Here is a 19,914-nt window from a genome sequence, read left to right as displayed (position 1 = left end):
TTCCCTGGCTTTCCGGTTCGCACAACAAGAGGAGACAAGACATCATGGAATTCGACGCCGTACTGCTGCCCCCGCGCCGCGCGCGCATGGTGGCCCAGGGCCTGTGGCACGACCGCACCATCAACGATGCGCTCGACGCCTGCATCGCCGCTTGTCCCGACAAGGTGGCGCTCACCGCGGTGCGCGTGAAGGACGGGGAGGGCGAGGGCGCCACCGTGCGCTTCACCTACCGCGAGCTGGGCCGCATGGCGGACCGCATCGCCGTGGGCCTCACGCGGCTGGGCGTGGGCCGCAACGACGTGGTGGCCTGCCAGCTGCCCAACTGGTGGGAGTTCACGCTGACCTACCTGGCCTGCTCGCGCATCGGCGCGGTGATGAACCCGCTGATGCACATCTTCCGCGAGCGCGAGCTGTCGTTCATGCTGCGGCACGGCGCGGCCAAGGTGCTGATCGTGCCGGCGCGCTTCCGGGGCTTCGACTTCGAACAGATGGCCACGGGCCTGCAGGCCGGCCTGCCCGACCTGGCGCAGGTGGTGGTGGTCGGCGGCAGCGGCGCGAACAGCTTCGAGGCACTGCTGGCCGGCCCCGCATGGGAGCAGGAGCCCGATGCCGCGCAGATCCTGCAGCAGCACCGGCCCGGCCCCGACGACGTGACCCAGCTCATCTACACCTCGGGCACCACCGGCGAGCCCAAGGGCGTGATGCACTCGGCCAACACCACCATGGCCAACATCGTGCCCTACGCGCAGCGCCTGGGCCTGGGCGCCGGCGACGTGGTGCTCATGGCCTCGCCCATGGCGCACCAGACCGGCTTCATGTACGGGCTCATGATGCCCATCGTGCTGCAGGCCTCGGTGGTGCTGCAGGACATCTGGGAGCCGAAGCAGGCCATCGCGTCGATCAATGTCGAGGGCGTGAGCTTCACCATGGCGTCCACGCCCTTTCTCTCCGACCTGTCGAAGACCGTGGCCGAGTCGGGCACGGCCGTGCCCACGCTGCGCGCCTTTCTGTGCGCCGGGGCGCCCATTCCGGGCGCGCTGGTCGAGCAGGCGCGCCAGGCCTTGGGCGCCAAGATCGTCTCGGCCTGGGGCATGACGGAGAACGGCGCCGTCACGCTCACGCGGCTGGACGACGACGACGAGCGTTCCATCCACACCGACGGCTGCCCGCTGCCCGGCGTGGAGCTCAAGGTGGTCGATGTCGACGGCCTCGCGCTGCCGGCGGGCGAGATCGGCAAGCTGCTGCTGCGCGCGTGCTCCAACTTCGGCGGCTACCTGAAGCGCCCGCAGCTCAACGGCACCGATGCGGCCGACTGGTTCGACACCGGCGACCTCGCGCGCATCGACGAGCGCGGCTACGTGCGCATCGCGGGGCGCACCAAGGACGTGATCATTCGCGGCGGCGAGAACATCCCCGTGGTCGAGATCGAGTCGCTGCTGTACCGCCACCCCGACGTGGCCATGGCCGCCGTGGTCGCCTACCCCGACGAGCGCCTGGGCGAGCGCGCCTGCGCGGTGGTGGTGCCCAGGCCGGGGCGGCAGGTCGACCTGCCGTCGATCGTTGCCTTCCTCAAGGCCGAGAAGGTGGCGCTGCAGTACATCCCGGAGCGCCTCGTGGTGCGCGAGAGCATGCCCTCCACGCCCTCCGGAAAGATCCAGAAATTCAAGCTGCGCGACCTGCTGCGCGCGGACGAATCGGGCGCCCCGGCCGCCTGAGCGCACCTGCCGATCCTTTCGACACCACAACGGAGACAACACATGCACAAGAAGCAATTCGCCGCCGGCGTGGGCCGGCGGCTGGGCCGCGCCGTGGCCGCACTGGGTGGCCTCGCGCTCGCCGGCCATGCGGCCTGGGCCCAGGCGCCTGCAACCACACCCACCGGGGCTGCGGGCGCGTGGCCGTCCAAGCCCATCCGCGTGGTCGTCGGCTTTGCGCCCGGCGGCAGCACCGACGTGATGGCGCGCATCCTCGCGCAGTCGCTGTCGGAGTCGCTCGGCCAGACCGTGCTCATCGACAACAAGCCCGGCGCCAGCGGCAACATCTCGGCCGCCGAGGTGGTGCGCGCCGCGCCCGACGGCCACACCTTCCTCATCGCGCCGACCTCGGTCGAGACCGCCAACCCCTCGCTCTTCAAGGCGAGCCTGCTGCCTTCGCGCGACCTCACGCCGGTGACCACGGTCGGGCGCACGCAGATGTACCTCGTCGCCAAGCCGCAGCTGCCCGCGAAGGACGTGCGCGAACTGGTCACGCTGGCGCGGGCCAAGCCCGGCACGCTCTCGTACGCCTCGGCCGGCGCGGGCACGCCGCCGCACCTGGCCTGCGAGCTGTTCAAGCAGGCCACCGGTACGCAGGTCACGCACGTGCCCTATCGCGGCGCGGCGCCCGCGCTGCAGGACGTGCTCTCGGGCCAGGCCGATTTCGTCTGCGACCCCGGCATCGCCTTCCAGCACATCCGCGCCGGCAAGGCGAAGCTGCTGGGCATCGTGAGTGCCAAGCGCTCGCCCTTCTTCCCCGAGGTGCCCACGGTGGGCGGGCAGGGCTTTCCGGGCGCCAACCTCGACATCTGGTTCGGCATGTGGGCACCCAACGGCACGCCGCCCGAGGTGCTGGCCCGCATGAGCGCCGAGCTCGGCAAGGCGCTCGCGCTGCCCGCCGTCAAGTCGCGCTACGGCGACCTGGGTGCCGAGCCCGTGGCCATGAGCACGCCCGAGTTCCGCAAGCTGCTGGCTGATGAAGGCGCCATGCTGTCCGCGCTCATCGCGCGCCAGAAGATCGTGGTCGATTGAGCCCATGACCACGCCCGACGCCCCCGTGCTCACCCATGTCGACGGCCGCGTCGGCGTGATCACGCTGAACCGCCCACGCCAACTCAACGCGCTGGACGACGCGCTCATGGACGCCCTCGGCGCCGCCTTGCTGGCCTTCGATGCCGACGCGGGCATCGGCGCCATCGTCGTCACCGGCGGCGACACCGCCTTCGCCGCCGGTGCCGACATCGCGGCCATGGCCGACTGGGGCTACGCCGACGTGGTGCGCGACGACTTCATCACCCGCAACTGGGAAACCATCCGCCGGGTGCGCAAGCCCGTGATCGCCGCGGTGGCCGGCGTGGCCTACGGCGGCGGTTGCGAGCTGGCGCTGGCCTGCGACATCGTGCTGGCCGCCGAGTCGGCGCGCTTCGCGCTGCCCGAGGTCAAGCTCGCCATGCTGCCGGGCGCCGGCGGCACCCAGCGCCTGCCGCGCGCCATCGGCAAGGCCAAGGCGATGGAAATGTGCCTGGCCGCGCGCGTGCTCGACGCGGCCGAGGCCGACCGCTGCGGCCTGGTGTCGCGCGTGGTCGCGCCCGAGGCGCTCATGCCCGAGGCCCTGGCGCTGGCCGCGCGCATCGCGGGCTATTCGCTGCCAGCGCTGGTGGCGATCAAGGAGTCGGTCAACCGCGCGTGGGAGTCGTCGCTGTCCGAAGGCATCCTGTTCGAGCGGCGCCAGCTGCACGCGCGCTTCGCCACCGAGGACGCGCGCGAGGGCCTGCGCGCCTTCCTGGCGCGGCGCCCGCCCGTGTTCGGCCACCGGTGAGGGGCGGGGCGCCCGGCATGGCGCCCGGCATGGCGCCCAAAATCGTCGGTTCCGACGACGCTGCGCGGCGGCGTGGCGCCAACAATGCGCAGGACGCGAACCGATCACTCACCGGAGATTTCACATGCCTGAAGCCTATATCGTCGCCGCCGCGCGCACCGCCGGCGGCCGCCGCAACGGCCGCCTCGCCGGATGGCACCCGGCCGACCTGGCCGCCCAGGTGCTCAACGCCCTCGTGGAGCGCACCGATGCCGACCCTGCCCTGATCGAGGACGTCATCATGGGCTGCGTCGGCCAGGCCGGCGAGCAGGCCTCCAACGTGGCGCGCAACGCGGTGCTGGCCTCGCGCCTGCCCGAGTCGGTGCCCGCCACCTCGGTCGACCGCCAGTGCGGCTCGTCGCAGCAGGCGCTGCACTTCGCGGCGCAGGCCGTGATGTCGGGCACGATGGACATCGTGATCGCCGCCGGCGTCGAGAGCATGAGCCGCGTGCCGATGGGCCTGCCCACCACGCTGCCGCTGAAGAACAACCTGGGCTTCTACGTGAGCCCCGGCATGGAAAAGCGCTACCCCGGCATCCAGTTCAGCCAGTTCACGGGCGCCGAGATGATCGCGCGCAACTACGGCATCGAGAAAGACGCGCTCGACCGCTATGCGCTCGAAAGCCACCACCGCGCCATTGCCGCCACGAAGGCCGGCCACTTCGAGCGCGAGATCGTGCCCGTGGCCGTGCGCATGGCCGACGGCACCGAGACCGGCGAGCTGCACACCACCGACGAAGGCATCCGCTACGACGCCACGCTGGAGAGCATCGCGGGCGTCAAGCTCATCGCCGAAGGCGGGCGCTGCACCGCGGCCACCGCCAGCCAGATCTGCGACGGCGCCAGCGGCCTCATGGTCGTGAACGAGCGCGGCCTGAAGACGCTGGGCGTGAAGCCGCTGGCGCGCATCCACCACATGAGCGTGCTGGGCCACGACCCGGTCATCATGCTCGAGGCCCCGCTGCCCGCCACGCAGCGCGCGCTGCAAAAAGCCGGCATGAAGATCGAGGACATCGACCTGTACGAAGTCAACGAAGCCTTCGCGCCCGTGCCCATCGCCTGGCTCAAGGCGCTGGGCGCCGACCCGGCCCGCATCAACGTGAACGGCGGCGCCATCGCGCTGGGCCACCCGCTGGGCGCCTCGGGCACCAAGCTGATGACCACGCTCGTGAACGCCCTGGGCCAGCGCGGCAAGCGCTACGGCCTGCAGACGATGTGCGAAGGCGGCGGCATGGCCAACGTCACGATCATCGAACGGCTCTGACGAAGCCGGGCGGCCCTTGCGCCGCCAACCTGGCAGCGCCCGCGGGGGCGGCGCTGACCTTTTCCGTTCCCTCACAAAAAGAGATCGACGCATGATTCATGACACCGATCGCGGAGACAAAGAGAACACCCCCCTGTTGCGCATCGACGCGGTGTCGGTGCGCTTCGGCGGCATCGTGGCGCTCGACGGCGTCTCGTTCGACGTGCGGCGGGGCCAGATCTGCGGCCTCATCGGACCGAACGGGGCGGGCAAGAGCACGCTGTTCAACTGTCTCTCGCGCCTGTACGAGTGCAGCGCCGGCCGCATCGAGTTCGACGGCCATCCGCTCACGCGCATGCCGCGCCACCGCATGGCGGGCCTGGGCATCGGGCGCACCTTCCAGAACCTGGCGCTGTTTCGCACGATGACCGTGCGCGACAACGTGCTGGTGGGCTGCCACAGCAAGCACCACGCGGGCTTCTTGCGCAACGCCTTCCGGCTGCCCGGCGTGGCGGCCATCGAGTCGCAGGCGCGGGCGCGGGCCGACCAGCTGATCCACTTTCTCGACCTCGAGGGCGTGGCCGAACGCGAAGTGGCCGACCTGCCTTTCGGCACGCAGAAGCGCGTCGAGCTGGCACGCGCACTGGCGGCCGAGCCGCAGTTGCTGCTGCTCGACGAGCCGGCCTGCGGCCTGAACCACGAAGAACTCGAAAGCCTGGGCACGCTGATCCGCGACATCCGCGACCGCCTGAACGTGACGGTGCTGCTGGTCGAACACCACATGAGCCTCGTGATGGGCGTGTCGGACAAGGTGGTGGCGCTGAACTTCGGCAAGAAGATCGCCGAGGGCACGCCGGCCGAGGTGCGCGCGCACCCCGAGGTGATCCGCGCCTACCTGGGCGAGGAAGCAGAAGCGGAGGCGATGGCATGACGACGAACATCCTCGAAGTGCGCGGCTTGCACGCGGCCTACGGCCCGACGCGCGTGCTGCAGGGCATCGACCTCGACATTCCCACCGGCCAGGTCGTGGCGCTGCTGGGCGCCAACGGCGCCGGCAAGACCACCACGCTGCGCGCGCTGTGCCAGATGATGGTGAGCACCGAGGGCCGCATCATGCTGGCCGGCCAGCGCATCGACGGCCGCTCCACCGAGCAGATCGCCAAGGCCGGCGTGGGCCACGTGCCCGACGGGCGCGGCACCTTCCTGGGCCTCACGACCGAGGAGAACCTGCGCCTGGGCGCGTACGCGCGTGCCAGCAGGGACGGCATCGACGCCGACATGGAGCGCGTGTTCGACTATTTCCCGCGCCTGCGCGAGCGCCGCGCGCAGCAGGCCGGAACGCTGTCGGGCGGTGAGCAGCAGATGCTCGCCATCGGCCGCGCGCTCATGGGCAAGCCGCGCCTGCTGCTGCTCGACGAGCCCTCCTTCGGGCTCGCGCCGCTCATCGTGAAGGACATCTTCTCGATCATGCGGCGCATCAACAAGGAAGAGCGCGTGTCGATCCTGCTGGTGGAGCAGAACGCCAAGCTCGCGCTCGACCTGGCCGACTCGGCCTACCTCCTGGAAACCGGCCGCATCGTGCTCTCGGGCAGCGCCGCCGACATCCGACGCAACGACGCCGTGCGCAAAGCGTACCTGGGCGAATAAGGGCCACACACCGATGAACGCATTCCTGCACCAACTGCTGGCGGGCCTGGCCACCGGCGGCATCTACGCCAGCGTTGCGCTGGCGCTGGTGATGATCTACCAGGCCACGCACCACATCAACTTCGCGCAGGGCGAGATGGCGATGTTCTCGACCTTCATCGCCTGGAGCCTCATGCAGGCCGGCCTGCCGTACTGGGCCGCCTTCGTGGCGACCGTGGCCTTGTCCTTCGTGCTCGCGGCCGTGGTGGAGTTCACCGTGATCCGGCCCATGCACGACAAGCCGGCGCTGTCGGTGGTGGTGGTGTTCATCGGCCTCCTGGTGATCTTCCACAGCCTGGCGGGCTGGCTCTTCGGCTACACCATCAAGCAGTTCCCTAGCCCGTTCCCGTCGGACGCGTGGTTCGGCAGCGCCATGATGTCGGCGCACGAGATGGGCGCCATCGGCGTCACGCTGCTGGTGGTGCTGCTGCTGTTCGCGTTCTTCCGCTTCACGCCGCTGGGCCTGGCGATGCGCGCCGCGGCGCAGAACGCGGCCTCGTCGCGGCTGGTGGGCATCAACGTCGGGCGCATGCTGATGCTGGGCTGGGGCCTGGCCGGCGCCATCGGCGCGGTGGCCGGGATGATGGTCGCGCCCGTGGTCTTCCTCGATCCGCACATGATGACCGGCGTGCTGCTCTACGCCTTTGCCGGTGCGCTCATCGGCGGCATCGACAGCCCCGTGGGCGCAGTGCTCGGCGGCTTCATCGTCGGCGTGCTCGAGAACCTCATCGGCACCTACGTGGTGGGCACCGAACTCAAGCTGTCGGTGGCGCTGGTGCTGATCGTCGGCGTGCTCATCGTCAAGCCTTCCGGCCTCATGGGCCGCAAGTTGGTCACCCGGGTCTGATCGCATGAACTCTCCCCAAGCTTCCTCCCTGCCGACCGCCATGGCACCGCTCGCCGGGTCGGCCGATGCACGCACTGCCAAGCCCTCGCGCTCGCCGCTCATGTGGGTCGGCCTGCTGATCGTGCTGGCCATCGGCATCACCTTCGTGGCGCGCGGCTACCAGCTGTTCCAGGCGACCATGGTGATCTCGTATGCCATTGCGCTGCTGGGCCTGAACATCCTCACGGGCTACAACGGCCAGATCTCGCTGGGCCACGGCGCCTTCTATGCCATTGGCGCCTACACCACCGGCATCCTCATGGAGCACGCGGGCGTGCCGTACTGGCTCACGGTGCCGGCGGCGGCCGTGGTGTGCCTGATCGTCGGCTACCTGTTCGGGCGGCCCGCGCTCAAGCTCGAAGGGCTGTACCTGGCGCTGGCCACCTTTGCGCTCGGCGTGGCGATGCCGCAGCTGCTCAAGTACAAGCACCTCGAGGCCTGGACCGGCGGCGTGCAGGGCATCGTGCTCATGAAGCCTGCCGCGCCCTTCGGCCTGCCGCTCAACGAAGACCAGTGGCTCTACCTGTTCTCGCTGTTCGTCGCGGTCGTGATGTTCTTCATTGCACACAACCTGCTGCAAAGCGGCAGCGGCCGGGCCATGCGCGCCATCCGCGACCACGCCATGGCCTCCGAGGCGATGGGCGTGGACAACAGCCACTACAAGGCCATGACCTTCGGCGTGTCGGCCGCGTACACCGGCGTGGGCGGCGCGCTGTCGGCCATTGCGGTGCAGTTCGTGGCGCCCGATTCGTTCACGCTCTTCCTGTCGATCTCGCTGCTGGTGGGCATCGTGGTGGGCGGCGTGGGCACGCTGTACGGCGCGATCTTCGGCGCCATCTTCATCATGTTCGTGCCCTCGCTGGCCGAGAAGGTCTCCAAGGCCGCACCCTGGGCGGTGTACGGCGTGGTGCTGATCGCCTTCATGTTCGCGATGCCCGGCGGCGTGGTCGGGCTGCTGCGCAAGCTCCAGGCACGCTTCGCCCGTGCACGATGACGCGACGCTGATCGCGAACGCACTGCAGCGGCTGGCCGGGCGGCTCGTGCCCGAGGCGCATCCGGTGCAGGCCGTGCGCCGGCTCTCGGGCGGCGCCAGCCAGCAGACCTGGGCTTTCGATGTGGCGACAGGCGGCGCGGGCCAGGCCCAGCCGCTGGTGCTGCGCCGCGCGGCCGATGCCAGCGGCGCGCGCGCCCTGGGCACCGCGGGCCTGGCGGCGGAAGCGCAGCTCATCGAGGCCGCACGCGCAGGCGGCGTGCCCGTGCCCGGCGTGCGCCATGTGCTGCAGCCGGCCGACGGGCTCGGCGAAGGCTTCGTCATGGACCGCATCGAGGGCGAGACCCTGGGCCGCCGCATCGTGCGCGACGAGCGCCTGGCTGGCGCGCGCCGCGTGCTCGCGCGCCAGTGCGGCGCCGCCATGGCGCGCATCCACCGCCTGCCCGCGCATCACCTGCCGCCGCTGCGCATGGCCGCCGCACGCGCGGAGCTCGACTTCCAGATCGGCCTGCACCGCAGCCACGGCACCGCGCGCCCCGTGTTCGAACTCGCGTTCCGCTGGCTGCGCGCGAATGCACCGGCCGACGTGCCCGCGCCGGTGCTCGTGCACGGCGACTTCCGCAACGGCAACCTGATGGTCGGCGAGGAGGGCCTGCGCGCCGTGCTCGACTGGGAGCTCGCGCACTTCGGCGACCCCATGGAAGACCTCGGCTGGATGTGCGTGCGCTCCTGGCGCTTCGGCCACGGCGCGCTGCCCGTGGGCGGCTTCGGCACGCGCGAGCAGCTCTTCGAGGGCTACACGGCCGAAGGCGGTCAGATCGATGCCGAGCGCGTGCGTTGGTGGGAGGTGCTGGGCACGCTCAAGTGGGGCATCGTCTGCGAAGCCATGGTGCATGCGTGGCTCAGCGGCCGCGAGCGCGATGTCGAGAAGGCCGCCATCGGCCGCCGCGCGTCGGAGGCCGAGTCGGACCTGCTGGCGCTGCTCGCCCCCGAGGAAGAGGCCGCCTGATGCAGGACCGCCCCGACACCGCCGAGCTGCTCGAGGCCGTCGCCGCCTTCCTGCGCGAGCAGGTGGTGCCGGCGACCGAAGGGCAGGTCGCGTTCCATGCGCGCGTGGCCGCGAACACGCTCGACATCGTGCGGCGCGAAGTGCTGCTTGGCCCCGTCGCGCAGGCCAGTGAGTTGATGCGACTGCACGCGCTGCTGGGCCCCGGCACACCTGCCGACCTGGCCGAAGCCAACCGCCTGCTCTGCACCCGCATCGCCACAGGCGAATTCGACCCCGCCACCCCCGGCCTGATCGACCACCTGCGCCAGACCACGCGCGACAAGCTCGCCATCGACCAGCCCGGCTATGCCGCCGGCACGAAGAAGAAAGACTGAGCCATGGACTTCGACCTGCCCCGCGACCTCGTCGACTACCTCGCGGAACTCGACGCCTTCATCGACCGCGAGATCGCACCGCTGCAGGCGCAGGACGACAACGAGCGCTTCTTCGACCACCGCCGCGAATGGGCCCGCACCGACTTCGAGAACGGCGGCCTGCCGCGCCCCGAGTGGGAGGCGCTGCTGGCCGAGGCACGCCACCGCGCCGACCGCGCGGGCCACCTGCGCTTTGCATTGCCCGCCGAATTCGGCGGGCGCGACGGCAGCAACCTCTGGATGGCCGTGATTCGCGAGCACTTTGCCGCGCGCGGCCTGGGCCTGCACAACGACCTGCAGAACGAACACTCGATCGTCGCCAACAACCCCTTCGTGCTGGCCATCCGCGACTTCGGCACGCCCGCGCAGTGCGACGAACTCATCCAGGGCATGCTCGACGAGCGCGTGCGCCTCACCTTCGGCCTCACCGAACCGCAGCACGGCTCCGACGCCACCCACATGGAAACGCGCGCCGTGCCCGAGGCACGCCATGGCCGCGCCGGCTTTCGCATCGACGGCGAAAAGATGTGGACCACCGGCATGCACACGGCGACCCACTGCGTGCTGTTCGCGCGCACCAGCGGGCGCGACGGCGACGCGCGCGGCATCAGCGCCTTGCTCGTGCCCGCGAAGGCCGAGGGCGTGAAGATCGAGGAGTACCTCTGGACCTTCAACATGCCCACCGACCACCCGCGCGTGAGCTTCACGAACGTGTGGGTGCCCGAAGACGCCGTGCTCGGCCCGCTCGACGGCGGCCTGGCCATTGCCCAGCACTTCGTGCACGAGAACCGCATCCGCCAGGCCGCGTCGAGCCTGGGCGCCGCCGACTACTGCGTGCGCGAGAGCGTCAAGTACGCGCGCGAGCGCAAGCCCTTCGGCGAGGAGCTGGCGCGCAACCAGGGCATCCAGTTTCCGCTGGTCGAGCTGGCCACGCAGGTCGAGATGCTGCGCCTGTTGATCCGCAAGACCGCGTGGCAGATGGACCAGATGCCCAAGCCGCAGGTCGAGAAGCAGCTGTCCGACAAGGTCTCGATGTGCAACTACTGGGCCAACCGCCTGGTGTGCGAGGCCGCCGATCGCGCGATGCAGGTGCACGGCGGCATCGGCTACTCGCGCCACAAGCCCTTCGAACACATCTACCGCCACCACCGCCGCTACCGCATCACCGAGGGCTCGGAAGAGATCCAGATGCGCAAGGTGGCGGGCCACCTCTTCGGCTACATGGGGCCGAACCGGGCCACGGCCTGAACCGCTTTCCGACGACGACTGACGACGCAGGCCACCCGGCCACTCAGCAACACAGAAGGAGACACGCGACATGGTTCATCCGCTTTCCCGCCGCACCGCCTTGGCCGCTGGCCTTGCCACACTCTGCATCAGCCTGCCGGCCCTGGCCCAGAAGAAGCCCGAGGCCGGCGTGAGCGACGCCGAGATCGTGCTGGGCATGCCCATGCCGCTGTCGGGGCCCGTGTCGGGCTACTCGGTGGTCGGCAAGGTGGCCGAGGCCTACTTCAAGAAGCTCAACGAGCAGGGCGGCATCCACGGGCGCAAGGTGCGCCTGTTGATCTACGACGACCAGTACTCGCCGCCCAAGACCGTGGAGGTGGCGCGCCGCCTCGTCGAGGAAGACCAGGTGCTCGCCATCTTCGGCAACCTGGGCACCGCGCCCAACATGGCGATCCAGCGCTACATGAACGCGAAGAAAGTGCCGCAGCTGTTCGTGCAGTCGGGCGCCTCGCAGTTCGACGACGCCGCCAAGTACCCGTGGACCGTGCCCTTCCTCGGCAGCTACCAGGGCGAGGGCCGCGTGTTCGCGCGCCACATCCTCGAGAACCGCCCCGACGCCAAGATCGCCGTGCTCATGCAGAACGACGACCTCGGGCGCGAAGTGCTCAAGGGCCTGCAGGAAGGCCTGTCGAAGCAGGGCAAGGCCAAGATCGTGGCGCAGGCCACCTTCGAGGTGACCGACCCCACCGTCGATTCGCAGGTGGTGCAGCTCAAGTCGTCGGGTGCCGACGTGCTCGTGATGGCCGCCACCGCGCGCACCGCCGCGCAGGCCATCCGCAAGGTCGCCGACGTGGGCTGGACGCCCGACCGGTATCTCAACTTTGCCGCCGCCTCCGTGAAGATGGCCTTCGAGCCCGCGGGCGCCGACAAGGCCAAGGGCGTGGTCGCGCTCGCCGTCTACAAGGAGCCCATGAGCCCGCGCTGGAGCCGCGACCCCGAGGTGCTCGAGTACCTCGAGCTGCTCAAGACCCACGCCAGCGGCGTCGACCCGAGCAACGGCAGCGGCGTGTCGGGCTACATCGTCGCGCAGCTCATGGCCCACGTGCTGCGCGAGGCCGGCGCCAACCCCACGCGCGAGAGCGTGCGCGTGGCCGCCAGCACCCTCAAGAGCCCGCGCATCTCGATGCTGCTGCCCGGCGTGGCCATGGCCAATTCGGCCGCCGACCTGCACGCCTATGCGTCGATGCAGCCCGTGCGCTTCAACGGCGTGGACCTCGACCCGGTCGGGCCCGCGCTGAACATGAAGTGAACCCCTTATTTCTACTCACGCCCTTCGGAGCCCACCCATGAGCCAGCCTGACGACCAGGACCCCCTTCTGTACGAGCGAGACGGCGACGTCGCCATCCTCAGCTTCAACATTCCCAAGCGCCTCAACCCGCTCACCCAGCCGCTGCAGGAGGCCTTGCGCCAGCGGCTCGCACAGCTGCGCGACGAAGGCGAGGTGCGCGCCGTGGTGCTCACCGGCGTCGGCAAATCGTTCTGCGTGGGCGCAGACCTCGGCAGCATGGACGCCAGCGCGCCCGGCAGCCTGGGCCAGCGCACGGCCGACGCGATGGAGGCGATGTCGAACCGCCTCATCGAAGACCTGCGCAGCATGCCCTTCCCCGTGGTGAACGCCGTCAACGGCCCCGCCGCGGGCGCCGGCGTGGGCGTGGCGCTGGCTGCCGACGTCGTGCTGGTGGCGCGATCGGCCTACTTTTACCTGCCCTTCATGCCGCGCCTTGGCATCGTGCCCGACCTGGGCACCACCTGGTTCCTCGAACGGCTCGTGGGCCGCGCGCGCGCCGTCGGCATGTCGCTGCTCGGCGAGCGCCTGTCGGGCGAGCAGGCCGCGCAATGGGGCCTCGTGTGGGCCTGCGTGGACGACGCCGAACTGCGCGCCCAGGCCGTGGCCGTCGCGCAGCGGCTCGCGCGCCTGCCTGCACACGCGGCGCACGAAATCCGCGCCGTGTACGAATCGGCCGCGAGCCAGTCGCTTGTCGGCCAGATGCGCCACGAGGCCGAGCGCCAGCGCGAGCTGATCGACCGGCCCGACTTCGCCGAAGGCGTGAAAGCCTTCCTGGAGAAACGCGAGCCCGTGTTCCGTCGGCCATGAGCGCAGCTGCAGACGCCACCACCGCAGGCATCGAGTTCGACGCCGACCGCCTGCAGCGCCACCTGCGGCAGGCGCTGCCTGACCTTGAAGGCCCGATGCGCCTGGCGCGCATCGGCGGCGGGCAGTCGAACCCCACCTTCTTCGTCGACTTCGACAACCGCGCGCTGGTGCTGCGCAAGCAGCCGCCCGGCGAGCTGCTGCCTTCGGCCCACGCCGTCGACCGCGAATACCGCGTGCTGCGCGCACTGGCCGCCACCGACGTGCCCGTGCCGCGCACCGTGCTGTACTGCGACGACCGCGCCGTGGTGGGCACGCCCTTCTATGTGATGGAGAAGCTCGAGGGCCGCGTGCTGTCGAACTACGCGTTGCCCGGCATCGCGCCCGCCGAGCGCCGCGCGTACTACTTCGCCATGGCCGAAACCCTGGCGCGCCTGCACGCGGTCGACCTGGCCGCCGTCGGCCTCACCGACTACGGCCGCCCCGGCAACTTCTTCCAGCGCCAGATCGCGCGCTGGACCCGGCAGTGGGAGGCGTCGCGCACCCGCGAAGACGCCAACATCGACCGCCTCATCGCCTGGCTGCCGGCCAACCTGCCACCGGGCGACCAGACCACCATCGCGCACGGCGACTTCCGTTTCGGCAACCTCATGTTCCACCCCACCGAGCCGCGCGTGATCGCCGTGCTCGACTGGGAGCTGTCCACCCTGGGCCACCCGCTGGCCGACGTGGCCTACAACTGCATGGCCTGGCACACCGGCGCCGACGAGTTCGAAGGCATGCAGGGCATCGACCTCGCGGCCGAAGGCATTCCCACGCAGGCCGAGTACATCGCCCACTACCAGCAGGCCGGCGGCTGCGCCGAGCCGGTGACGAACTTCCACCTGGCGTTCTCGCTGTTCCGCTTCGCCGTGATCCTCGAAGGCATCGCGGCGCGTGCGAAGAGCGGCAGCGCGGCGGCGGCAGATGCGGTGCAGGTGGGCGCGCAGGCCGCGGGGTTTGCGCGGCGGGCGGTGGCGTTGATCGATTAGCCGCCAGCGAACTGGCGAGCGGGCAGGGCGCCCGTCAGCCGCCGATGGGCGAGCACAGCTCGACCAGCGTGCCGTCGGGACAGCGCACGTACGAGACCACCTGCCCCCAGGGCTTGGTCACCGGTGCCGACAGCTGCGTGGCGCCGGCCGCGAGCGCGCGGCTGTGGGCGGCGGGCACGTCGGGCGTCACGAGGCCCAGCTCCATGCCCAGTGGTTGGGCGGAATCCGAAGCGGCGACATGCCCGCCCGGAAAGTTGGAATCGCCGAGCGCGTGCGCGGCGAACGCCAGCGTGGTCTCGCCAGTTTCGAGTTCGCCATAAGTGCCCGATTCGTGCAGGAAGCGCGTGGGCAGGCCGAAGGCTTGCTCGAAGAACTTCAGCGACTGGGCGACTTCGGGAACGTAGACGATGGTGTAGCCGAGTTTCATGAGCGAGGGCGCGTTACTTACTGCGCTTCCAGCCGCTCAGCAATCTCGCGCGCCCCGAGTTCCCGCACCGTGGCCAGTCGCTCCAGCTGCGCCGCACGCGGGCGCGCCTTGCCTTGTTCCCAGTGATAGATCGTCTGGCCCGACACGCCGACCAGCTGCCCATAGATCGCCGCCGAAAGCCCGAGCTTGGCGCGGTGCGCGGCCAGCCGGTTGGCGCTGAAGCGGCGCTTGGGGCCGCCTGCGTCGGCGTCGTCGCCCGCAGCACCGGCGGCGGCCGGCGCCTGGCGCGCGGAGCCCTTGGCGACTTTGCGCAATTCCTTTTCGAGCGCGCTCACCTGACGGCGCAAGTCGGCAATCGATGCCCGGTGCGCGACGGAGGCCTTCTTGAGGGTTTCGATTTCCGCTCGCACTTCCTTGCGAGCGACACGGGAGATTTCGGCTTTGAGGATGGAGGCGATGTTTGGCATGGGGGGATTGTGCTCAATTTGGGGACACAAATGGAGGGGGAGCTCTGTAGGCGGATGCCGTCGTTTGCGGGCAACAGGTGTTTGAGCCCCCAATGGGTCTCGGAACTTTTTCGCTAAACGCCGAATTCCATCGTGCCGATGGATGCTTGTCTGGGGCGTTTAACCAAGGCCGTGCCTATCTCGCAGAGAGGTTCCATGCGACGATTCGGGGCCGCGTTATCGGCCGGTATTGGACATTCGTCAAAAAATCAATTTGCGCCAATGGCGAGTCCACGCACACACGGGCGCTGTTACAGGGAGCACACATGGTATTTACTTCCGGCATTCGAAAAGCTTTGCTTGGCGGATGCTTCTTGCTGGTCGGGCTGACCGCATTCGCCCAGCCGGAGCTGTATCGAAGCGTTCTGGATCTCAGCTACAAGAGCGCAAGGCCCGCTCTTCCGGTCGCCGCCTACCGAAATATCAGCGGGGCGGAATTCAGGTCGATGGTGAACAAGGCATTCCAGAAGTCGGACTTCTCTCTTGTGGCTGTGGGCCAGCAGAAGAACAAGTCGACGATCTTCGAGTTCAAATTCAATGCCGATCCAAAGTGGCGGTTCGTGCCGACAGTTCTCGTATCTGCCGAGGAGTTGCTCGATGGAAAGAAGAAGTGCAATCCATGCTACTTGAGATTCTTCGAGATAAAAAACGCGCCAGAGGTCAAGGCGCTTCCGTGGATGGCTCAGTACGACCTGAGCGCGCGGCTCTTGCCGGCGATCGATAACGCGTACGCGACGATCGAGTCTGTCGGGCGCGAACATATCGACCCTGCGTTTCGGTTCGACTACAAGCGGCAATGGGAAGGGGAAAAGACCTTGTTCGGCAACGCCTTCGTTGGCCTCAGTTTGCCCAGCCTCAAGGAGAACATTGTTCGCGCTTACCAGGGCGCCGGCTTCCAGCCCATTGAAGGCGAGGCTCCTCCGAAGGCCCCCGAGCTCATTCTGGCTTTCAGTTTTCCCGTGGATCCGGCCAAGGAGGGCGGGGTGGTCTACAAGGTGAAGGTCCTCAGCCAGTACGACGCGGACGGCCATTGCTACCCCTGCGAGGTCATCGAATACTTCGATCCGCACCAGCAACTTCCCCCCGTGGGTCTGTCTGGCGTCGTGAGCCGTGCGAGCCTCGAGTCGAGATTCACGGCAGTGCGGAATGCGGCATACGAAAGCATGCGTACTGAACTCGAACGTTATCTGCGACCTCGCTCCGTGTTCTCGGTGCCGCCCAAACCAGCGCCCCTCGGGTCGCCACGTCCTCCGCCCATGCCGGTTGCGGCGACATGACCGCCCAGGCGCAGCTTGCGGCTGGGAGCGGCACCCACGCCGCGATGCGCCAGGAGCATTGGTTCATCTTTGGCAACCTGTTCGTGGCGCTGTCGGCCGGAGCGCTGGCATTGTGGTCCGCGCCGATGATGCTGGCCATTCTCTATATCAATGTATGGCTGCTGGCGAACCCTCATCTGGTTGCGACCTACACGCGCATCGGCGCGATCTATTCGCGCCTTCGCCTGCGTTGGGTCCTGATCGTTGTCGCACCTCTCTTGATATTGGCGGCTTTGACGGTCATCGCGCTGGCCTATGAAGCAGCCGGGCTGCTCGCCCTGTATTTCGTGCTTCAGACGTTCCATGTTGCTCGCCAAAGCTATGGAATCGCCAGACGCCATGACCGTCGGCTGCAGGTGCCTTTCCGGAAGCTGCCCTATTTGCTGGTCTATTTGTTTCCCGCGTGGGGGTACCTGCATCGCAGCGCGCAGGCGCCCCAAAGCTTCCTGGGGTACCCCATCTGGTTTCCTCCCGTTCCGCAGGAGTTGGCCTTTGCAGTGGGCATCGCGGCCATCGCCGGTGCATTGTTCTGGTTCGCTCGCCTGATGGTGCAGGCCAGGAGCGAGAAGCCGGCGAATGAGCCCTTCAACAGCTTCGTGCTCTCGCACCTGGTGATTTCGCTGGTTGCCTATGTCGGGATCAGCGACATCACGGTGGGCTGGTTGGTGGTCAACGTCTGGCACAACATTCAGTACCTGATATTCGTCTATCGCCAACGGCGGCCCGAAGCCATGAAGGGACAACGCAGCGAAGAATCAGACAGTGCTTCGATGCGTCGCAAGTCGTTGGTTGGGGTTCTGAAGTCGCCGGCGACATTTTTTCTGACGTGTTCAATCGGAGGAGCTGGTTTGTTCGTGGCCGCCGATCATGTGGGAGAGAGCCTTCTTTGGCTGGGACTTCCGACCATTCTTATTGCGCACTTCGTCTTGAACTTCCATCACTACTTGGCGGACGCCGTGATTTGGAGGCGGCGTCGTGCTGGCGGGCCTGACGGTGTTTCGTCGCGCTGATTGGCGAAAGACCCTCCCTCAGGTCAGGCGCCTGACACCGCCGTTCATCCGAAGCGGCGTCTGAGCCACGACCAGTTGCAATGGTCTGAGCCTTGGGCAAGGTTCGCGATACCGGGATACCCGGAGTGCCAAGAGATGCTACCTCCCGGATAACACGTCGCGATCAGCGCCATGCTCGGAACAATCGCGCTGAGCAGCTCCGCGCGATTCAAGCGCGGGCATCACTACTGCCAGTCCAGCGATGCACGGAACGCCGCATTTACTCGCCATTCTTCGAAGAGAGCTTGCCGCTGCCGGGTTCACTCTCGGCGACATAGCGAGTGCGCTCGGCACGTCCGAACAGCGTGCCGAAACCTGGATGGCGAACGGGACCATGAAACTGCGGGATATCGACAAGCTTGTCGAACTGCTGCACCTGGACTTCGATGAAATCCTGAGCGAAGTGGGCTATCCCCGGCCCGTCGGCGCACCGCTGGCTCTTTCAGCTTCCGTTTCGAGCCGGTTTGAAGAGGAGTGAATCGTGCGAGGCGCTCATTGCACACCGCCTTCACCAAGCGCCGCACGCAGTGACTGAGTCGTGGCATCAGCAGCTTCGATCCGCCGCTGCAGTTCTTCATTCACCAGCCGCACCAACGCCCCCAACTCCGTGCGCGTCGGAAAGACTTCTTCCGTATCCCCCACACGCTGCGGAACGATGAGCTTCTCGATGCACGCGTAGGCCCGTTGCACCGCGTGAAGACTGTCGACGTCATCACACGCCTGCAGCGCGAGCGACTCGGCACTGGCGATTTCGGAAGATGCAGAAAGCGAAGACGCGTGCGCGGACGCGCGAGGAGATGCAGATGCAGCCATGAATGGCCTCCAAGGGTTTCGGTTTGCTGAAACCGACGCACCCAACGCCAATTGAGGGCGGCAGCTCGACGGGTTGGCGTACCGGGAAACCACTTGCGTGAAACCGGCCGGGCTCGCGCCCGCCCATCGAGCCGCCTAAAAGGGAAGCACGAACGACAAAGCCGCAGACCCTGCGGGGTGACTGCGGCTTTACGTCGCAGTGATTTCATCGGGACGCCAATCCCGATCACGCCATGTTGATGACGTGACCGGCGCAGTATAGCCATGGCCAACTCGAGACGGTCGAGGGCGGATTCGCAGGCCTGCCGACCTATCATCCGGCCCTGTCGAGCCTCAACCCACAGCGCACGGCATCGTCATCTTTCTTCCGCAGAGCAGACATGAACAACGAGAAATGGGAAACCACCATCCTGAGCGACACGGCGCACGAGCACCTCGTCGCGGAACTGAGTTTCGACGGCCAGTTCTTGCTGCTGCTCGACCGCGAGGAAGGGCGAGACCAGCTCTGCGTTGCGTTCCCCGCGAAGGACGGAAGCCTGGGCTCACGCATTCCTCTTCCTGACTTCATCGCGCAACTGAACGCCGCAGCAGCCGATCTGCGCCGTTAGCGCACCGAGGCGCCGCACCACCACCTCACGGCGCCGCCAGATACGTCTCCACCGCCTTCCCCCACAGCCCCTGCTGCCCGAGCAGCCCATGCCCGCTCGCGCCGCCCTCCAGCGTGAAGCTCTCGAAGCGCCCCTTGCCGCCCGCCTCGCGAAAGGCTTCGAAGTTCTTGCGGCTGTGCGACATCGCGTAGAACGGGTCGTTCTCGCCGTAGAGCCACAGCGTGGGCTTGGCAAAGGCCGCGCCGCGGCGGAAGGTGGCGGGGTTGATGGTGTCGGCGGCGTTGCCGGGGCACTTGTCGCCCATCCAGCCACCGACGAAGTTGATGACGCCCTGGAACATGTCGGGGTGCAGGCCCGCATACGCAACCGCGAGGATGCCGCCGCGCGAGTGGCCTGCGATTTCCATGCGGCGGGTGTCGACGTCGGGGTCGCGCTGCAGCCACGCGACGGCGGCGTCGAGGTCGGCCACGGCGCGGTCGAAGCCGGCCAGGGCGATGGCGGGCTCGCAGCTGTAGTGCTCGCGCTTGGCGGTGAAGCCTTCGTCGTACAGGCCGTCCGACTGGCCGCGTCCGCGCCGCTGCGGATAGGCGATGAGCCAGCCGCGCTGCGTGAACCAGCGGGCGGTTCGCTCGGGGGCCCAGGTCTGCTTGAACAAGGTCGGGTCGTTGCCGATGCCGGTGGAGCCGTGGTTGAACACGACGGTGGGGAACGGGCCGGCGCCGTCGGGCTTGTAGATGACCATCTCGAGCGTGACGGGCGCGCCGTTCTCGACGAAGGGCGTGGGCACGCGCACGATGCTGCGTTGCAGTGGCGATGCCGGGGGTTGCTGCTGTGCTTGCGGCTGTTGCGGCGGCTCCGGCCGCTGCGCCCAGCCCGCTCCGCAGAACGCGAAGAGCGACGCGAACGAGGCGGCCACGAGCGCGGCGGTGCGAAGGCGATTCATC

The 19,914-nt window shown here is 68.3% G+C and carries 22 protein-coding genes; 18 read left to right on the top strand and 4 right to left on the bottom strand.

Translation table 11 applies throughout. The features are described 5' to 3' along the window. Positions 1-44: 44 nt before the first annotated feature. The 14 genes from aliA to AC57B8_RS19080 all read left to right on the top strand — a co-directional run bounded on the left by aliA (position 45) and on the right by AC57B8_RS19080 (position 14,251). The gene (aliA, locus tag AC57B8_RS19145) at positions 45-1,715 is read left to right on the top strand and encodes a cyclohexanecarboxylate-CoA ligase (RefSeq protein WP_095746837.1); all 1,671 of its coding nucleotides are present in this window, start codon (positions 45-47) and stop codon (positions 1,713-1,715) included. 42 nt (positions 1,716-1,757) lie between these two features. After that, entirely contained in the window at positions 1,758-2,786 is a 1,029-nt protein-coding gene (locus AC57B8_RS19140) for a Bug family tripartite tricarboxylate transporter substrate binding protein (protein ID WP_496480439.1), read from the top strand. A gap of 4 nt (positions 2,787-2,790) precedes the next feature. Continuing rightward, a complete protein-coding gene (locus AC57B8_RS19135) occupies positions 2,791-3,573 on the top strand; it encodes an enoyl-CoA hydratase-related protein (protein ID WP_095746835.1) in 783 nt (260 codons plus the stop codon). A gap of 124 nt (positions 3,574-3,697) precedes the next feature. Further along, positions 3,698-4,876: an acetyl-CoA C-acetyltransferase gene (locus AC57B8_RS19130; RefSeq protein WP_095746834.1), complete on the top strand. Its 1,179-nt coding sequence runs from the start codon at positions 3,698-3,700 to the stop codon at positions 4,874-4,876. A gap of 91 nt (positions 4,877-4,967) precedes the next feature. Beyond that, positions 4,968-5,786 (top strand): ABC transporter ATP-binding protein, encoded by an 819-nt coding sequence (locus tag AC57B8_RS19125; protein ID WP_095746833.1) that lies wholly within the window; start codon positions 4,968-4,970, stop codon positions 5,784-5,786. Then, positions 5,783-6,502 (top strand): ABC transporter ATP-binding protein, encoded by a 720-nt coding sequence (locus tag AC57B8_RS19120; RefSeq protein WP_095746832.1) that lies wholly within the window; start codon positions 5,783-5,785, stop codon positions 6,500-6,502. The genes AC57B8_RS19125 and AC57B8_RS19120 overlap by 4 nt, the downstream gene beginning before the upstream one ends. A gap of 13 nt (positions 6,503-6,515) precedes the next feature. Next, complete coding sequence (locus AC57B8_RS19115; protein ID WP_056577629.1) at positions 6,516-7,388, top strand: branched-chain amino acid ABC transporter permease; 873 nt, start codon at positions 6,516-6,518, stop codon at positions 7,386-7,388. A 4-nt stretch (positions 7,389-7,392) separates the two neighbouring features. After that, positions 7,393-8,421 (top strand): branched-chain amino acid ABC transporter permease, encoded by a 1,029-nt coding sequence (locus AC57B8_RS19110; protein ID WP_496480438.1) that lies wholly within the window; start codon positions 7,393-7,395, stop codon positions 8,419-8,421. Further along, a complete protein-coding gene (locus AC57B8_RS19105; protein ID WP_496480437.1) occupies positions 8,411-9,427 on the top strand; it encodes a phosphotransferase family protein in 1,017 nt (338 codons plus the stop codon). The genes AC57B8_RS19110 and AC57B8_RS19105 overlap by 11 nt, the downstream gene beginning before the upstream one ends. Next, the gene (locus tag AC57B8_RS19100; protein WP_496480436.1) at positions 9,427-9,801 is read left to right on the top strand and encodes a DUF6285 domain-containing protein; all 375 of its coding nucleotides are present in this window, start codon (positions 9,427-9,429) and stop codon (positions 9,799-9,801) included. Before AC57B8_RS19105 ends, AC57B8_RS19100 begins: the two co-directional genes overlap by 1 nt. A 3-nt stretch (positions 9,802-9,804) precedes the next feature. Then, on the top strand, positions 9,805-11,088 hold the full coding sequence (locus tag AC57B8_RS19095; protein ID WP_095947995.1) for an acyl-CoA dehydrogenase family protein: 1,284 nt from the start codon (positions 9,805-9,807) through the stop codon (positions 11,086-11,088). Between the two features lie 70 nt (positions 11,089-11,158). Then, complete coding sequence (locus AC57B8_RS19090; protein ID WP_496480435.1) at positions 11,159-12,376, top strand: ABC transporter substrate-binding protein; 1,218 nt, start codon at positions 11,159-11,161, stop codon at positions 12,374-12,376. 37 nt (positions 12,377-12,413) lie between these two features. After that, entirely contained in the window at positions 12,414-13,223 is an 810-nt protein-coding gene (locus AC57B8_RS19085) for an enoyl-CoA hydratase-related protein (RefSeq protein WP_095947997.1), read from the top strand. Then, positions 13,220-14,251: a phosphotransferase gene (locus AC57B8_RS19080; RefSeq protein ID WP_496480434.1), complete on the top strand. Its 1,032-nt coding sequence runs from the start codon at positions 13,220-13,222 to the stop codon at positions 14,249-14,251. Before AC57B8_RS19085 ends, AC57B8_RS19080 begins: the two co-directional genes overlap by 4 nt. Positions 14,252-14,285: 34 nt before the next feature. Here AC57B8_RS19080 and AC57B8_RS19075 read toward each other — a convergent pair whose 3' ends face one another. Both AC57B8_RS19075 and AC57B8_RS19070 read right to left on the bottom strand, forming a co-directional pair. Continuing rightward, a complete protein-coding gene (locus AC57B8_RS19075) occupies positions 14,286-14,678 on the bottom strand; it encodes a VOC family protein (protein ID WP_496480433.1) in 393 nt (130 codons plus the stop codon). 17 nt (positions 14,679-14,695) lie between these two features. Further along, on the bottom strand, positions 14,696-15,145 hold the full coding sequence (locus tag AC57B8_RS19070) for a helix-turn-helix domain-containing protein (RefSeq protein ID WP_070062806.1): 450 nt from the start codon (positions 15,143-15,145) through the stop codon (positions 14,696-14,698). A 305-nt stretch (positions 15,146-15,450) separates the two neighbouring features. Here AC57B8_RS19070 and AC57B8_RS19065 point away from each other — a divergent pair, with 305 nt between their 5' ends. From AC57B8_RS19065 to AC57B8_RS19055, 3 genes are all read left to right on the top strand, one after another. Next, on the top strand, positions 15,451-16,461 hold the full coding sequence (locus AC57B8_RS19065) for a hypothetical protein (RefSeq protein WP_496480432.1): 1,011 nt from the start codon (positions 15,451-15,453) through the stop codon (positions 16,459-16,461). Further along, positions 16,458-17,510: a hypothetical protein gene (locus tag AC57B8_RS19060; protein ID WP_496480431.1), complete on the top strand. Its 1,053-nt coding sequence runs from the start codon at positions 16,458-16,460 to the stop codon at positions 17,508-17,510. The genes AC57B8_RS19065 and AC57B8_RS19060 overlap by 4 nt, the downstream gene beginning before the upstream one ends. Before the next feature lie 241 nt (positions 17,511-17,751). Further along, positions 17,752-18,027 carry a hypothetical protein gene (locus tag AC57B8_RS19055; protein WP_496480430.1) on the top strand — a complete coding sequence of 92 codons (276 nt, stop codon included), beginning with the start codon at positions 17,752-17,754 and terminating at the stop codon, positions 18,025-18,027. 14 nt (positions 18,028-18,041) lie between these two features. Here the strand turns inward: AC57B8_RS19055 and AC57B8_RS19050 are convergent, their stop codons facing one another. Next, positions 18,042-18,362: a hypothetical protein gene (locus AC57B8_RS19050; RefSeq protein WP_496480429.1), complete on the bottom strand. Its 321-nt coding sequence runs from the start codon at positions 18,360-18,362 to the stop codon at positions 18,042-18,044. A 380-nt stretch (positions 18,363-18,742) separates the two neighbouring features. Between AC57B8_RS19050 and AC57B8_RS19045 the strand changes: the two genes are divergently transcribed. After that, on the top strand, positions 18,743-18,970 hold the full coding sequence (locus tag AC57B8_RS19045; protein WP_062475204.1) for a hypothetical protein: 228 nt from the start codon (positions 18,743-18,745) through the stop codon (positions 18,968-18,970). 25 nt (positions 18,971-18,995) lie between these two features. Here AC57B8_RS19045 and AC57B8_RS19040 read toward each other — a convergent pair whose 3' ends face one another. Next, the gene (locus AC57B8_RS19040) at positions 18,996-19,913 is read right to left on the bottom strand and encodes an alpha/beta hydrolase family protein (RefSeq protein ID WP_496480428.1); all 918 of its coding nucleotides are present in this window, start codon (positions 19,911-19,913) and stop codon (positions 18,996-18,998) included. Position 19,914: the final 1 nt, after the last annotated feature.

The organism is Variovorax sp. BGA-UO-ETr-C22 (genome assembly GCF_059567965.1).
This window is presented reverse-complemented; position numbering and strand designations above follow the sequence as displayed.

What these genes read in the sequence shown, in the direction of transcription:
- AC57B8_RS19115 (WP_056577629.1), top strand. Translation starts at nt 6,516, where the DNA reads ATGAACGCATTCCTGCACCAACTGCTGGCGGGCCTGGCCACCGGCGGC.
- AC57B8_RS19050 (WP_496480429.1), bottom strand. Translation starts at nt 18,362, where the DNA reads ATGGCTGCATCTGCATCTCCTCGCGCGTCCGCGCACGCGTCTTCGCTT.
- AC57B8_RS19085 (WP_095947997.1), top strand. Translation starts at nt 12,414, where the DNA reads ATGAGCCAGCCTGACGACCAGGACCCCCTTCTGTACGAGCGAGACGGC.
- AC57B8_RS19070 (WP_070062806.1), bottom strand. Translation starts at nt 15,145, where the DNA reads ATGCCAAACATCGCCTCCATCCTCAAAGCCGAAATCTCCCGTGTCGCT.
- AC57B8_RS19125 (WP_095746833.1), top strand. Translation starts at nt 4,968, where the DNA reads ATGATTCATGACACCGATCGCGGAGACAAAGAGAACACCCCCCTGTTG.
- AC57B8_RS19090 (WP_496480435.1), top strand. Translation starts at nt 11,159, where the DNA reads ATGGTTCATCCGCTTTCCCGCCGCACCGCCTTGGCCGCTGGCCTTGCC.
- AC57B8_RS19120 (WP_095746832.1), top strand. Translation starts at nt 5,783, where the DNA reads ATGACGACGAACATCCTCGAAGTGCGCGGCTTGCACGCGGCCTACGGC.
- AC57B8_RS19140 (WP_496480439.1), top strand. Translation starts at nt 1,758, where the DNA reads ATGCACAAGAAGCAATTCGCCGCCGGCGTGGGCCGGCGGCTGGGCCGC.
- AC57B8_RS19075 (WP_496480433.1), bottom strand. Translation starts at nt 14,678, where the DNA reads ATGAAACTCGGCTACACCATCGTCTACGTTCCCGAAGTCGCCCAGTCG.
- AC57B8_RS19040 (WP_496480428.1), bottom strand. Translation starts at nt 19,913, where the DNA reads ATGAATCGCCTTCGCACCGCCGCGCTCGTGGCCGCCTCGTTCGCGTCG.
- aliA (WP_095746837.1), top strand. Translation starts at nt 45, where the DNA reads ATGGAATTCGACGCCGTACTGCTGCCCCCGCGCCGCGCGCGCATGGTG.
- AC57B8_RS19110 (WP_496480438.1), top strand. Translation starts at nt 7,393, where the DNA reads ATGAACTCTCCCCAAGCTTCCTCCCTGCCGACCGCCATGGCACCGCTC.
- AC57B8_RS19080 (WP_496480434.1), top strand. Translation starts at nt 13,220, where the DNA reads ATGAGCGCAGCTGCAGACGCCACCACCGCAGGCATCGAGTTCGACGCC.
- AC57B8_RS19135 (WP_095746835.1), top strand. Translation starts at nt 2,791, where the DNA reads ATGACCACGCCCGACGCCCCCGTGCTCACCCATGTCGACGGCCGCGTC.
- AC57B8_RS19100 (WP_496480436.1), top strand. Translation starts at nt 9,427, where the DNA reads ATGCAGGACCGCCCCGACACCGCCGAGCTGCTCGAGGCCGTCGCCGCC.
- AC57B8_RS19130 (WP_095746834.1), top strand. Translation starts at nt 3,698, where the DNA reads ATGCCTGAAGCCTATATCGTCGCCGCCGCGCGCACCGCCGGCGGCCGC.
- AC57B8_RS19065 (WP_496480432.1), top strand. Translation starts at nt 15,451, where the DNA reads ATGGTATTTACTTCCGGCATTCGAAAAGCTTTGCTTGGCGGATGCTTC.
- AC57B8_RS19060 (WP_496480431.1), top strand. Translation starts at nt 16,458, where the DNA reads ATGACCGCCCAGGCGCAGCTTGCGGCTGGGAGCGGCACCCACGCCGCG.
- AC57B8_RS19095 (WP_095947995.1), top strand. Translation starts at nt 9,805, where the DNA reads ATGGACTTCGACCTGCCCCGCGACCTCGTCGACTACCTCGCGGAACTC.
- AC57B8_RS19045 (WP_062475204.1), top strand. Translation starts at nt 18,743, where the DNA reads ATGAACAACGAGAAATGGGAAACCACCATCCTGAGCGACACGGCGCAC.
- AC57B8_RS19055 (WP_496480430.1), top strand. Translation starts at nt 17,752, where the DNA reads ATGCACGGAACGCCGCATTTACTCGCCATTCTTCGAAGAGAGCTTGCC.